Origin of the sequence: Tropicibacter alexandrii, from assembly GCF_003667315.2 — a bacterium.
Taxonomy (GTDB): Bacteria; Pseudomonadota; Alphaproteobacteria; order Rhodobacterales; family Rhodobacteraceae; genus Tropicibacter; species Tropicibacter alexandrii.
Map to the genome: position 1 here is coordinate 58,263 of NZ_RCTZ02000024.1, position 13,461 is coordinate 71,723.

16 protein-coding genes and 1 pseudogene are annotated in these 13,461 nt (G+C 60.9%); 8 read left to right on the plus strand and 9 right to left on the minus strand.

The window, feature by feature from the left end:
• Nucleotides 1-14: 14 nt before the first annotated feature.
• Nucleotides 15-350 (minus strand): STAS domain-containing protein, encoded by a 336-nt coding sequence (locus tag D8Z78_RS21095; protein WP_121632586.1) that lies wholly within the window; start codon nt 348-350, stop codon nt 15-17.
• Nucleotides 351-435: 85 nt separating this feature from the next.
• Between D8Z78_RS21095 and D8Z78_RS21100 the strand changes: the two genes are divergently transcribed.
• From D8Z78_RS21100 to D8Z78_RS21135, 8 genes are all read left to right on the plus strand, one after another.
• The gene (locus D8Z78_RS21100; RefSeq protein ID WP_121632584.1) at nt 436-1,608 is read left to right on the plus strand and encodes an acetyl-CoA C-acyltransferase; all 1,173 of its coding nucleotides are present in this window, start codon (nt 436-438) and stop codon (nt 1,606-1,608) included.
• A gap of 90 nt (nt 1,609-1,698) precedes the next feature.
• Nucleotides 1,699-2,325 (plus strand): LysE family translocator, encoded by a 627-nt coding sequence (locus D8Z78_RS21105; RefSeq protein ID WP_121632583.1) that lies wholly within the window; start codon nt 1,699-1,701, stop codon nt 2,323-2,325.
• Entirely contained in the window at nt 2,322-2,693 is a 372-nt protein-coding gene (locus tag D8Z78_RS21110; protein WP_121632581.1) for a GFA family protein, read from the plus strand. Before D8Z78_RS21105 ends, D8Z78_RS21110 begins: the two co-directional genes overlap by 4 nt.
• An 18-nt stretch (nt 2,694-2,711) precedes the next feature.
• Nucleotides 2,712-3,605, plus strand: a complete 894-nt coding sequence (locus tag D8Z78_RS21115) for a homocysteine S-methyltransferase family protein (protein WP_121632579.1) — start codon at nt 2,712-2,714, stop codon at nt 3,603-3,605.
• Between the two features lie 209 nt (nt 3,606-3,814).
• On the plus strand, nt 3,815-4,459 hold the full coding sequence (locus D8Z78_RS21120; protein WP_121632666.1) for an RluA family pseudouridine synthase: 645 nt from the start codon (nt 3,815-3,817) through the stop codon (nt 4,457-4,459).
• A 187-nt stretch (nt 4,460-4,646) separates the two neighbouring features.
• Nucleotides 4,647-5,300 carry a peroxiredoxin gene (locus D8Z78_RS21125; protein ID WP_121632578.1) on the plus strand — a complete coding sequence of 218 codons (654 nt, stop codon included), beginning with the start codon at nt 4,647-4,649 and terminating at the stop codon, nt 5,298-5,300.
• 152 nt (nt 5,301-5,452) lie between these two features.
• Nucleotides 5,453-6,490 (plus strand): succinylglutamate desuccinylase/aspartoacylase family protein, encoded by a 1,038-nt coding sequence (locus D8Z78_RS21130; RefSeq protein WP_121632576.1) that lies wholly within the window; start codon nt 5,453-5,455, stop codon nt 6,488-6,490.
• An 89-nt stretch (nt 6,491-6,579) separates the two neighbouring features.
• On the plus strand, nt 6,580-7,368 hold the full coding sequence (locus D8Z78_RS21135) for an exodeoxyribonuclease III (protein WP_121632574.1): 789 nt from the start codon (nt 6,580-6,582) through the stop codon (nt 7,366-7,368).
• Nucleotides 7,369-7,394: 26 nt separating this feature from the next.
• On the opposite strand, the gene D8Z78_RS21140 is transcribed toward D8Z78_RS21135, so the two are convergent.
• The 8 genes and pseudogenes from D8Z78_RS21140 to D8Z78_RS25110 form a co-directional block, all read right to left on the minus strand.
• Nucleotides 7,395-7,925 carry a chemotaxis protein CheD gene (locus D8Z78_RS21140; protein ID WP_121632573.1) on the minus strand — a complete coding sequence of 177 codons (531 nt, stop codon included), beginning with the start codon at nt 7,923-7,925 and terminating at the stop codon, nt 7,395-7,397.
• Nucleotides 7,922-9,034, minus strand: coding sequence for a CheB methylesterase domain-containing protein (locus D8Z78_RS21145; protein ID WP_121632571.1), 1,113 nt, complete (start codon nt 9,032-9,034; stop codon nt 7,922-7,924). The genes D8Z78_RS21140 and D8Z78_RS21145 overlap by 4 nt, the downstream gene beginning before the upstream one ends.
• Nucleotides 9,035-9,092: 58 nt before the next feature.
• On the minus strand, nt 9,093-9,449 hold the full coding sequence (locus D8Z78_RS21150; protein WP_121632569.1) for a hypothetical protein: 357 nt from the start codon (nt 9,447-9,449) through the stop codon (nt 9,093-9,095).
• Nucleotides 9,446-9,832, minus strand: coding sequence for a response regulator (locus tag D8Z78_RS21155; RefSeq protein ID WP_121632568.1), 387 nt, complete (start codon nt 9,830-9,832; stop codon nt 9,446-9,448). The genes D8Z78_RS21150 and D8Z78_RS21155 overlap by 4 nt, the downstream gene beginning before the upstream one ends.
• Before the next feature lie 22 nt (nt 9,833-9,854).
• Complete coding sequence (locus tag D8Z78_RS21160; RefSeq protein WP_121632566.1) at nt 9,855-10,712, minus strand: CheR family methyltransferase; 858 nt, start codon at nt 10,710-10,712, stop codon at nt 9,855-9,857.
• Nucleotides 10,709-11,176: a chemotaxis protein CheW gene (locus D8Z78_RS21165; RefSeq protein ID WP_121632564.1), complete on the minus strand. Its 468-nt coding sequence runs from the start codon at nt 11,174-11,176 to the stop codon at nt 10,709-10,711. The genes D8Z78_RS21160 and D8Z78_RS21165 overlap by 4 nt, the downstream gene beginning before the upstream one ends.
• On the minus strand, nt 11,169-13,283 hold the full coding sequence (locus tag D8Z78_RS21170; RefSeq protein WP_121632563.1) for a chemotaxis protein CheA: 2,115 nt from the start codon (nt 13,281-13,283) through the stop codon (nt 11,169-11,171). Before D8Z78_RS21170 ends, D8Z78_RS21165 begins: the two co-directional genes overlap by 8 nt.
• 1 nt (nt 13,284) lies before the next feature.
• Nucleotides 13,285-13,398: pseudogene (locus D8Z78_RS25110) on the minus strand (response regulator); the annotation flags it as partial.
• Nucleotides 13,399-13,461 lie beyond the last annotated feature (63 nt).

Here is a 13,461-nt window from a genome sequence, read left to right on the forward strand (position 1 = left end):
CCTGTTTTCCGGGCTCATGCGTGCGACGCTGACGCACTCTCCGAGTCGGTATGGATCGTGAAGATCGAGTCCATCCGGGTCATGCGGAACACCTTGTCGACCGACGGGGTCAGCCCCGCCAATTCGAGCTTGGCCCCCTGCGGCATCAGTTTCATCACGGCGACGATGGCGCCAAGGCCGCTGGAATCGATGAAATCGACCCTGTGAAGGTCGAGAACCACCCGCCCACTCGCATCGGCCATGTGTTCCCGCATCCGGTCCTTGAATTGAATGGCCACCGCGGCGTCGATGCGGTCCGCGTCCACGGTGATAAGCTCGATTCCATCGAGTGAACGTGACGTGAAGTTCATGTCTGCCCCTTTGTTGGTTCGCCATCAACGCTAGACGCCAATCCTTACGATTCTGTATGCAAGGACTGAAAGAGGGAGGAAGATCATGAAAGATGTCGTCATTTCCGGGGCAGCGCGGACGCCGATGGGCGGGTTCCAGGGGGTCTTTGCGGGTGAAAGCGCGGCACGCCTCGGCGGCGACGCAATCCGTGCCGCGTTGAAGCAGGCAGGCCATCCGGCGGTCGACGAACTGCTGATGGGCTGTGTCCTGCCAGCCGGGCAGGGACAAGCGCCCGCGCGTCAGGCGGGGTTTGCCGCGGGCCTCGGCGACGACGTCCCGGCCACGACCCTCAACAAGATGTGCGGGTCCGGGATGAAGGCGGCGATGATGGCCTTTGACCGGCTGGCGTTGGGCGACGCCACGACCATGGTCGCGGGCGGCATGGAAAGCATGACCAACGCGCCCTACATGCTGCCCAAGATGCGCGACGGTGCCCGGATCGGCCATGGGCAGGTGATCGACCACATGTTCCTCGACGGGCTCGAGGACGCCTATCACAAGGGCCGGCTGATGGGCACCTTCGCCGAAGACTGCGCCGAGGCCTTCCAGTTCACCCGCGAAGCGCAGGATCAATACGCCATCGCCTCGCTCGACAACGCGCTGGACGCGGAACGCTCGGGTGCCTTCGAGCGCGAAATAACCCCGGTCACCCTGCACACCCGCATGGGCGAAGAGGTCATCACGCGGGACGAACAGCCCGGAAAGGCGCGCCCCGAAAAGATCCCGATGCTGAAACCCGCCTTTCGCAAGGACGGCACGGTCACGGCGGCCAATTCCTCGTCGATCTCGGACGGCGCTGCCGCGCTTGTCCTGACGACGATGGAGGCCGCTGCGCAGGCCGGCATCGCCCCGCGCGCGCGGATACTCGGTCATGCCAGCCATGCCCAAGCGCCGAAGGACTTCCCCACGGCCCCCATCCCGGCGGCACAGAAACTGCTCGACCGGATCGGCTGGACGAAATTCGACGTCGACCTGTGGGAGGTGAACGAAGCCTTTGCCGTGGTGCCCATGGCGTTCATGAAGGAAATGGGCCTGCCGCGCGACATCGTGAACGTCAATGGCGGCGCCTGCGCGCTGGGCCACCCGATCGGGGCCTCGGGCGCGCGGATCATCGTGACGCTCCTGAATGCGCTGGAGAACCACGGCGCGAAACGGGGTGTCGCGGCGATCTGCATCGGCGGCGGCGAAGGCACGGCCATCGCGATCGAGCTGCTCTAGGTTTCTTCTGGCCGCAAAATACCGCGGGGGTGAGGCCCGGCACGGGCCGAGGGGGCAGAGCCCCCGGTCGCGGTGAACAGGACGCGCAACATGAGCTTTCACGGCTGGCTGGTCTTTGCGGGCTTCTGGGTGGTCTTCGTCACCTCGCCGGGCCCGAACGCGGCCAACTGCATCCAGAACGGCATGGCCCATGGCTTTGCCCGCGCCCTGTGGGGAGTCGCCGGCATCCTGACGCAGGCCACGCTGTTTTTGTGCCTGTCGGCGCTGGGGGTGACCGCCTTGATCGCCGCGTCCCCGGCGGCCTTCACCGTGGCCAAGTTCGCGGGCGCGGGCCTGCTGATCTGGTTCGGGATCAAGGGCTGGATGCGCGCCACCAAACCTTTGCGCGCGACGGGGCTGCAGACACGGCACATCTACACGCGCGCCTTCGCCATCGCCACGATCAACCCGAAATCCGTGGCTGGATACCTTGCGGCCTTTTCGCAGTTCGTCCAGCCCGAGGTCCCGATCCTGACGCAGATGTGGGTGATCACCCCCACCGCGCTGGCGATCACGAGTGCCAGTTATTGCACCTACACCGCCCTCGGTGCATGGCTGGGCCAGCGTGCCCTATCTGCGGTGGCCAACACCGCCATCCGGCGCGGTCTCGCCGCGTGTTTCATTCTCTACGGCGTGGCGCTGGCCTTCGCCTCGGTGCCGACAGGAGGACCGACATGACCCGTGGACATTGCCTGTGTGGCGCCATCCGCTTTGAAACCGAGGCCAGTCCGCAGGCTGCCTCTGTCTGCCATTGCAGCCAGTGCCGCAGGCAGTCGGGCCATCTTTGGGCCTCTGCCACGGTGTCCAAGGCGACGCTGACGATAAGCGGCCCGATCAAGTGGTTCGACAGTTCGAAGACCGCACAGCGCGGGTTCTGCCCGACCTGCGGCACCTTCCTGTTCTGGCACGCCCATGCCGAGGACACGATCAGCTTCAGCCTCGGAGCTTTGGAAAATCCCACCGGGATCACCTTGGAAAAGCACATCTTTTGTGATGACAAGGGGGACTACTACGAGATCACCGACGCCTTGCCGCAAAAGGCTTGAGCAGACAGGAGAGCAGACGTGAAACAGATCACCCTTCTGGATGGCGGGATGGGGCAGGAATTGGTGCGGCGGGCTGGCGACCGGCCCACGCCCCTCTGGGCGACCCAAGTCATGATGGACCGGCCCGGGCTGGTGCAGGCCGTCCACGCGGATTATTTCGCCGCCGGGGCGACGGTGGCGACCACGAACACCTACGCGCTTCACCGTGACAGGTTGGCGCCTGCCGGGATCGAGGATCGGTTGGAGCCGTTGTGCGAGGCCGCGCTGCACGAAGCCGCAACCGCGCGCGCGGCGCATGGCGGTGGGCGACTTGCGGGCAGTATCGGCCCGCTGGGTGCCACATACCGGCCGGACAAGCATCCGCCACACGCGGTCTCCGTTCCGCTTTATGCCGAATGCGCGGCCCGGATGGCGGACAGGGTCGATCTGATCTTGCTGGAATCGGTCGCCTCGCTGGCCCATGCGCGCGCTGCGCTGGAGGGCGTTCTGCCATATGGCAAGCCAGTCTGGCTGGCGGTCACGCTGGACGACGCGGATGGAACGCGTCTCCGTTCGGGCGAGGCCGTGGCGGATGTGCTGGGGATTGCGGGGCAGGGGGCTGCGGCGATCTTGGCCAATTGCTCGGTTCCCGAGGTCATGCCTGCGGCGATGGAGATCTTCGCGACCGGAGACCTGCCGTTCGGCGCTTATGCCAACGGGTTCACCCAGATCAGCAGGGGCTTTCTCGCCGATCGTCCGACCGTCGATGCCCTGACCGCGCGCGAGGATATGGGGCCCGAGGCCTACGCGTCGCATGTCATGGGATGGGTTTCACAGGGCGCGACGATCGTCGGCGGCTGCTGCGAGACCGGTCCGGCGCATATCGTCGCGATCGCGCAGGCCTTGCGCATCGCGGGCTTTGATATCGCCTGACGCTGGATCCGGTGGCAAGGCCGTTCGAACGGCCTTGGACCAATCGCCTTGCAAGGCGATTGTCACGCGTCTTCGAAGACGCGTTTCCAAGGCGCTTCGAAGCGCCTTGCGCCCGCATTCCGGCGGTTTGCCGCGGTATTTTCACGCCGAGCAGAACTTGGCGCATGGAAGGGCTGGACGTTGCGGGGGGCACGCGGCATGACAGCGTCATGAGCGATTACTCCCCGCCGCAGGGCGACATCCCGATCCTTCACGAGGACAGCGATCTGCTGATTGTCCACAAGCCAGCTGGCCTGCTGTCGGTGCCGGGCAAGGGCGAGGACCTGCAGGATTGCCTGTTGACGCGCCTGACCGTTCCGTTTCCGACCGTGCGGCTGGTGCATCGGCTGGACCGGGACACATCGGGCGTCATGGTCTTTGCCCTGACCGAACATGCGCAACGCCATCTCGGCCAGCAATTCGAGGCGCGCAAGACGAAAAAGACCTACATCGCCCGTGTCGCCGGGCGTTTGGAGCCGAAGTCCGGCGAAATCGATCTCCCGCTGATCGTCGACTGGCCGAACCGGCCCCGGCAGAAGGTCTGTCACGAAACGGGCAAGCCCTCGCTGACCGGCTACAAGGTGCTGAAATCCAGCGATGCCGAAAGCCGTGTCCGCCTGTTCCCGCATACGGGGCGAAGCCACCAGTTGCGGGTGCACATGCTGGCATTGGGCCATCCGATCCTGGGCGATCCGCTTTATGCCGCAGACACTGCGGGGAACTACCCCCGCATGATGCTGCATGCCGAGGAATTGCGCGTGAACCATCCCGAAAGCGGGCGGGGCATGTCGTTTCGCGCAAAGCCGGACTTCTGAGGTGCAGGCGGCGCGGCACTTCGCCCCGTCACTGTGGCAGTGGCGACGTGGCCGCCGCCGCTTTGCATGATCCGTGGGGTTGTGACACTGTGACCCGCGAATTGAATGAGGGGGCCTGCGTCCCCAGTTTGGACCCATAGAATGTCGGCATGACAGCCCGACAAGATTTCACAGGAAAGGAATGCAAATGGCACTGCGTATCAATGACGAACTGCCGAACCTCCATGTCGTGACCGACCAAGGTGAGTTCGACCTGCATGACTGGCAGGGCGACTCTTGGGCGATCCTGTTCTCCCACCCCAAGGATTTCACACCCGTCTGCACGACCGAGTTCGGTGCGGTGGCCCAGCTGGCCGACGAATGGGCCAAGCGCGGCACCAAGGTGATGGGCATCTCGGTCGATGGTGTCGAGGAGCACAAGAAGTGGAAGGGCGACATCGAGAAGACATCCGGTGCGCCGGCGGGGTTCCCGATCATCGCCGATGACGACCTGAAGGTCGCCAAGGCGCTGGATATGCTGCCCGCAGACGCCTATTTGCCCGATGGCCGGACCCCGGCTGACAGCGCGACCGTGCGGTCCGTCTTCATCATCGCGCCGAACAAGAAAGTGCAGCTGATGATGACCTACCCGATGTCGGTCGGTCGGAACTTTGCAGAGGTGCTGCGCGCGCTGGATGGTCTGCAGCGCACCTACAACCAGCCGCTGGCCACCCCGGCGAACTGGGAAACGGGTCAGGACGTGATCGTCGCCCTGTCGCTCGACGACGCGGCGGCAGAAGAGAAATACGGTACGCTGGACAAGCAGTTGCCCTACCTGCGCTTCGCCAAGAACCCGGCTTGAGCCTTAAGAAGGGGCGGGGCACTGCCCCGCCCCGTGTCCAGAAACCGCGCGGGGCGGAGGCAGGTGCCGGGTGTCTTGAAAGTTCTCCTTGAATGGGGTCGGTTTATCGCATCTTTCCGGTCAATGACTCTGACCCGGTTTCAGGAGACATCATGAGGGAGCCCTTCGAAATCGGTGGTGAACATGTCGTGGCCGGAACAAGGCGCACGGTCGATCTGCCCGTCTCGGTCCTGTCGGACCATACCCCTGTCACCATGTCCGCCCATGTCATCCATGGCCGCAAGCCGGGGCCCGTCATGTTTGTCTCGGCGGCCATCCATGGCGACGAGGTGATCGGGGTCGAAATCGTCCGACGCCTGTTGCGCACCGCGCCGCTGTCGCGCCTGAACGGGACCTTGATCGCCGTGCCGATCGTCAACACCTTTGGTTTCCTGAACCAAAGCCGCTACTTGCCGGACAGGCGCGACCTGAACCGGGTTTTTCCCGGCGTGGCGCATGGCAGTCTGGCCGCCCGGTTGGCCGATATCTTCATGACGGAAGTGGTGCGGCGCTGCCATGTGGGGATCGACCTGCATTCAGCCGCCGTGGGTCGCGAAAACCTGCCGCAAATTCGCCTGACACCCGGAAATGTCCGCCTGCGCGCGCTGGGCGAGGCCTTTGGCGCCCCGGTCACCCTGATGTCCAAGACCCGCGACGGGTCGCTTCGTCTCGAGGCGGACAAGGCCGGTGTCGACGTTCTGTTGTACGAGGCCGGCGAAGGCCTGCGTTTCGACGAGTTTGCCGCGCGGGCGGGGGTGGCCGGCGTTTTGCGGGTCATGGAGCGGCTGGGCATGATTGCCCATCGCGGCGTGCCCAAACGCCGCGGCGCGCCGGTCCTGTGCGAGAAATCCACTTGGGCCCGCGCGCCTTCTGGCGGGTTGCTGAGGACGCTCAAGGCCAGCGGCGATTGGGTCGAGGCCGGTGCGGTGCTGGGCGTGATTTCAGACCCGTTCGGCGAGCGCGAAGCCGAGGTCGTTGCCGAAGAGGCGGGGATCGTGATCGGGCGCACGAACCTGCCGGTCGTGAACGAAGGCGACGCGCTGTTCCACATCGCCGCCCCCAAGACAGAAGCGATGGCCGAGGCGGCGGCAGAGGGCTTCGATGCCCACCATGAAGGCGCACCGCTGTTCGACGAGGACGAGATCATCTGACCCGCTGGAAACCGGTCAGGGCGGTGGTTCCGACTTGTGCCCGGCGGGCAGGATTGGCACTGTCGCGCCGTCGATGAACGGAGCACCCCATGGCCTTTACCCTCGCCACCTGGAACATCAATTCGGTCCGCCTGCGCCAAGGTCTGGTCGACCGGCTTTTGGCCGAGGAGGCCCCGGATGTGCTGTGCCTTCAGGAATGCAAGTCGCCGGTCGACAAGATCCCGCACGACGTCTTTGCCGCGCGTGGCTACCATCACATGGTCGCTCGCGGCGAAAAGGGGTACAATGGCGTCGCGATCCTGTCCAAGCTGCCGCTGGAAGATGTTGGAGACAAGGATTTCGCCGATCTTGGACATGCCCGCCATGTTGCGGCCCGGCTGGAAAACGGCGTGACCGTGCACAACTTCTACGTGCCCGCCGGTGGGGACATCCCCGACCGTGAAAAGAACATCAAGTTCGGGCAGAAACTGGATTACCTGACCGGGATGCGCGACTGGTTCAACACAGAGCGACCCGGCAAGGCGATCCTTGTCGGCGACCTCAACATCGCGCCGCGCGAAGACGATGTTTGGTCGCACAAGCAACTCCTGAAGATCGTCAGCCATACGCCAATCGAGGTGGATCATCTAACCGAGGTGCAAGAGGCGGGCAACTGGGTCGATGTAACGCGCAAGGACATTCCCGAGGGAAAGCTGTACAGTTGGTGGTCCTACCGGGCCAAGGACTGGGACGCCGCAGATAAGGGCCGCCGGCTCGATCATGTCTGGGCCACGCCTGATATTGCAGGGGCTTCGCATTCCAGCCGGGTGCTTCGACATGTGCGCGGATGGGACCAGCCATCGGATCACGCGCCGGTCTTCGCGACCTTTGACCTGTAGGTCGGGCGCGGGCAAACCGCAACATGTCAGAACAGAACGATTTCCTGCGCCGGCTTGCTGGGCGCGCGTGGTGCGATCTGTTCCACGGGCTCGATATTGCCGCTGACCAACAATTGCCGGACGCGACCGCTGGTCGGCCAGAACCGGATGCGGCGTGCCGATGTTCCGCCAACGGATTCCGCGACGCAGGGGATGCCCTCGTCCTTGAGGAAGTCATGCGCAAAACGGGCATTGGCGGCGCCGATGTCGCGCAGGTTGCCCATCATGCTGGCACCACCGAAAATCTTGGCTTCGATGCGATGTTTCTGCGCGCCTTTCTTCAGAAGGCCGTTGATCAGCAATTCCATTGCGTAGGCGCCGTAACGCACATTGGCGCCGCTCTCCCCTTCTCGGCTGGGCAGGAGAAAATGGTTCATGCCGCCGATCTTGCGTTGCGCATCGTACATGCAGACCGCGATGCAAGACCCGAGCACGGTGGTCAGGATTTCGTCGGAATCCTCGGAGATGGCGTAGTCGCCCTGGATGACATTCACCAAGTTTTCGCGGGCGTTGCTCATTGTGTCATCCTGTCAGGCGCTTTCGCACGGTTAGAGTGGTTGAGCAGAGCCGCACCGATTGCGTGAATCGGCAAGACCTGCTCGGCGGCACCATTTTCCACGGCAGCCCTTGGCATCCCGTAAACAACGCATGTCTCTTCATCCTGAGCCATCGTGCGCGCGCCCGCGCTGCGTAGCTCTTTCATTCCGTCCGCACCGTCACGTCCCATGCCCGTCAATAACGCAGCGGTCACGCAGGGGGCGATCTCAATCGCCGATCTGAACAGCATATCGACAGAGGGACAATGGCCGGACATGGGCGGCGCAGAGGCCAGCCCGACAATTCGTTTGTTAACGTTCTTTAGGACAAGGTGCGCGGCTGTTCCCGCACCGAGGACGACCATCCCGCGGTCGATGATCGTATCCGTTGAAGCCAAGGTAACGGACGCAGCACATTGCCTGTTGAGAAGGCTGACCAAGCTCTCCCCGAAACCGGTACCAGTGTGTTGCACGATCAAAGTCGGGGGACAGTCCGCAGGGTATACGCTCAGGACCTTGAGAAGCGCGTCAACGCCGCCCGTGCTGGCGCCTATGAGGAGCAGCCTTCGACCGGGATCGCGATCAACTGGCTGCGCAGCAGAGATGATGGGTTGCTTGGCCATTTGGGGGGGCGCAGCGGGTCGTTTGACACTTTGGACGGAGAGCGCGGTGGCATTTCTGACAGGCCTGACCGAAATGCGGCCCGGGACCGGGTTGGTGAGACTGCACAACAGCCGGTCGACCTCAGAGAGGGTCGCAAGTCCCGAAATGAAAATCACATCTGACGCATCACCTTGGCTCGGCCTTGTCCCGCAGTGATCGGCGAATGGGACCCCTGAGCTGGTGATCACCAGCCACTTGACATCCAGAGCCGAAAACAGCGCGCGCATGACTTCGAACTCTGGGAGGCACGCCAACTTGTCCGAAATGAGCACGGCCTTCGGCAGTTCCCTTTCGACCTCGTTATACGTGTTCATCAAGTCGCAAGTCTGCCCGACCACGGCGAACCCCGACAGCCGATTGACCAATGTCGAGAACCGCGCTCTTTGAGCTGCGTCTTGTGAGGCGATCATCACCGATTTCTTTTCCATTGTTTTCTCAACGAAGGCTACGTATCGGTTGGCAAAGTCGACCCCTTGCCGAAGATATTCAGAACAACTCGGTGCCAATGATCGCCTTGGCTTGCGCTTTCCCACCGTTTAAACGGGCCGCCACGTCGCGAAGCGGTACCCGCTCGATGGCTGCTTCTATGGTTTCGGGTTCTAGTGTCTTGGTGGGGTCAGATATTGTCATCAGGAAATCGGCAAGAGACTTTACGGTCTGCCGAACCAAGTCGATTTCCTGAATAGCTTGGATTGCATCGCCGTCCTCGTGTATTTTTTCAGAGCTCATGTGACGCTCCAGAGCGTTTTCGAGCGTCTCTATCCTGTGCTCGAGCAAGTCGAGTTCTTGACCAACGCGAAAGTTGGCGGCTTGGAACAGCAGAAGGCACGCGGAAGTGTTCATAGTCTTCCAACGACACTTTCGATGCACTGTTTCATTGAGGCCGCGGTAAACGGTTTCTTGATCATGTTGTTCAAGCCAAGTTTCTTTGCTTCGCTGACGATTTCCGGTGTCGGTCGGCCGGTCACCAGAATGAAACCAACTTTCTGCGTAGACGGATGGCTTCGCACGGCTTTCAACAAGCCCAGCCCGTCCAGGCCAGGCATATTGTAGTCTGACAAGACCAGATGCACCGGGCTGCCGGCCATCCGCTCCAACGCGCGCTTTCCGTCATTTTCGGTAATGTAATTCTTTACGCCGATGTCGTCCAAGGCTTGGGTGATAAGCCCTCGGCTCGTGGCCATGTCATCTACGACCATTATGCGAAGTGAATCTTTCAGACCCATAGGTGCGTTCCCTTTTCTTCGTTTATTGGACCAATTTTTGGTATGTCGTGATTCCGGACGGTTTCAAGGTTTTCATGGCATCTCCGGTAACTCTTTCCGAATGGCCAATAAACAAATGTCCGCCTGGCTTGAGATAGTCTGCAAACTTTGACCAGATTGTTTGCTGCGTGCTTTGATCAAAGTAAATCGCGACGTTTCTGCAGAATATGACATCGAAAGGTCCTTTGAAGGGCCACGTTTCGATAAGGTTGAGTTCCGCACACGTTACCAAGCTACGCATCTGCTTTTTGACGACAACAGTCGCAGACCCTTCTGCATGGTCGAACATCGCGTGCCGCGTCTTTTCTGGTAGCGAAGCCACTTCTTCGGCGGGATAGATGGCTTGCTCCGCGCGCTTGACGATTTTCGGGTCGATATCGGTTGCCAATATCTTTACGTCATATTGACCGATGCCAGGCTGCGACATAAGTATCGTCGCCGCAATGGAGTATGGCTCTTGTCCTGAAGAGCATCCGGCAGACCAGATACGGACACGTCCGCCGCTTTGGGCGTGCGCGAGCATATCAGGCAAACATGCCTCCCTCAGCGTGTCAAAGTGGTGTTCCTCGCGAAAGAAACTCGTGACATTTGTCGTCAGGGCTGAAATCAGTTCTAGACGCTCGGTCTCCTCCTCGGGGCGCTCAAGCAACTCCAAATATTGAGGGAACGAACATCCATTTCGAACTTGGAGGCGCCGAGATAGCCGTGAGTATACGAGCGGTTTCTTGCTGGGTGATAGGCTGAGGCCAAATTTTTTTTTGGCCATATTTGCCAGCTTTTCGAAGTCCGCATCCGTGAATCCGGCTTCGGAGTCCGCGCGCGGGGTCGCGAAGTTGCTCATAGAGAACTACCTGCACCTGTTTCCAGGACCGCGTCCAAGTTGACAACACGGACCATGGAGTCATCCACCGAGATCATTCCCAAAATGCTGTGCCGTGTTGCGTCGGACTTGATGTCAGGTGTTTCCTGAATCGCACTTTTCTCCACCGAGAGAATTTCGGAGACGGACTCGACAAGCAAACCGATCGTTGTGCCGCCGACCGAAGCCACGATGACAACATTGCGTTCGTTTGCAGGCGTAATCCCGAGACCGAACCTCGCCGACAAATCGAAAATTGGAATGACGGCGCCTCGCAAGTTCATGACGCCCAGCACGTCTCCCGGTGTATGCGGCAACGCCGTAACGGGCGTCCACCGGCGAATCTCGCGTATTTGCGTGATCTCGAGGCAGTAATCCTGCCCGCCGGCGGAAAAGGTGATGAACTCGAATTGTGTGTCGGCGCGATTTTGTGCGACTTCAGGCATGACGAAGCTCCATTCTGACGTTTTGATTGAACAGATCCTGGCCTGATGAGTGGGCCATTTTGATGAGTTCTTCCGGATCCAGGATCAGCGCAATCTTTCCATCGCCAAGGATCGTGGCAGCGGAAACGCCGGGGATTGCGGCGTAATTGCTTTCCAAGCTCTTGATGACAACTTGCCTTTGGTCGTGAATTGCCGATACGCGCAGTGCTGTCAGTCCCTGCAGTTCCGTGGACACCAAAAGGAGTATGCCAGGTTCGTCGTTTGAATTCCTGTGAGAGAGTCCCAATCCGTCCGCCACATCAACGATGGGAACATATGCCCCCCGCACGCTGACGACCTCACTATCCGTTCCGACCATATGGATATCGCGTGCGCTCGGTCGAATGGTTTCCAGAATAGACGCGATCGGAATGACCATGGTTTGGTCCGAGACGGAAATGACGAACCCATCCATAACGGCAAGTGTCAACGGCAGGACAATGGTAAATGTTGTCCCTTTGCCGGGAGCGGAATTGATCGAGACACGGCCGCCGAGTGCTTGTACGGCGTTCTTGACGACATCCATACCAACTCCGCGACCGGAGAGATTGGACACTTGTCCGGCGGTTGAAAAGCCGGGAAGGAAGAGCAGGTTGTCGATTTCGGGGTCCGACAATTCGACATCCGGCGCAACCAACCCCTTTTCTATGGCCTTCTCGAGGATCCTCTCCCGGTGCAGACCAGCGCCGTCATCGGATATTTCGATGAAGACGCTGCCCGAGCGATGCGATGCCGACAGACGGATGGTACCGATCGGGTCCTTGCCCGCGCTTTCGCGCAGGTCCGGTTTTTCCAGGCCATGATCAACTGCGTTTCGAACCATATGGGTCAAGGGATCGGCGAGTCTTTCGATGACCGTCTTGTCGACTTCTGTCGAGTCACCGACCGTGACCAACTTGGCCTTCTTGCCGGTCGCGTCGGAGGCTTCGCGAACGATGCGGGACATGCGCTGGAACAGCGGTTTGACCGGCTGTGCGCGGATCGCCATCACCCCTTCTTGGATGTCGCGGGCCAACAGTTTGTAGGCTTCGAGTTCGTTCGTCAGGTGGGCGACTGTCGGAAGGTCCAGTTCCTCGATGCGCTGAGAGATCATGGCTTGGTTGATGATCAGCTCGCCGACGGTGTTAATCAAACGATCCACACGATCGAGATCCACCCGCAAGGTGGGTTTCGGACCGCGAGCTTCTTTTTGCGAAGCCAAAGACGCACTTGCGGCCGGTTCGGGAGCCGCTTTCGGGGCAGCAGCCGGAGCAGCCTGCGGGGCGGGTTCCAGCGGGGTTTCCGCGGGAATTGCACTGGGAACCGGCGTCGCAACCGCTGCGTCGGTGACCGAGATATCGAGCTTGCAGAGCCCTTCGACGAATTCAAACACCTCGTGAAGTGTCGTTTCGGTTTCGCTGGTGGTCAGCGTCAGGGACCAAGGTATGACCGCATCCGCGGGGTCGAAGGAATCGAAAGCCGGCAATTGGCTCAAATCGGCCTCGACGTGCAGGTCGCCGAGTTCGGCGAGCGCATCGAAGATCAAGAGCGGTTCATGCCCGTTTTCATACAAGGCCCTTGTCGGTTGGAACTCGATCTTGAAGACGCGGCTGCTGGCGTTTTCTGCTTCCGGCACGGCAATCTCGACGGGTTCTGCCCCGAAATCCAGCGTGACGGCGTCGAATGAGAATTCCTCTTCCTGCGACGAGCCGCCGAGATAGTCTTCGAGTTCCTTGACGACGCTTGCTTCGGAATCGGGATCAAGTTCGGTTTCGTCACGTTCGGCTGCGACGAGATCGGACAGTTTGTCGCCGGAGCGGTGGAAAACGCCCATCAGCTTCTCGTCGACGGGCAACTCGCGGTCGCGCACCTTGTCCAGAACGGTTTCGAACGTATGGGCGAAATTCACCAGGCGGTTTAGCCCGAAAGCCCCGGCGCCACCCTTGATCGAATGCACCGCGCGGAACACCGCGTTGATGATTTCCATGTCATCGGAGGCCTCCTCCATTTGGGCAAGGCCTTCCACCAGTGCTTCGAGGAGCTCTTCGCATTCCTCGAAAAACGTGTCTCTGATCGAATTTCCAGACATATCAGTTCACATGCCCCGTCAAACGTTTCAGAACAGAAACCAGCGATGCATCATCAAACGGTTTGACGATCCAACCGGTGGCTCCGGCGGCGCGTGCGCGATGAACCAGTCCGGGTTTACCGGAGACGTTGGAGTTCGTCACTCAGCGGCTATTTTAGCCGTGAGCTCTTCGTTGTAA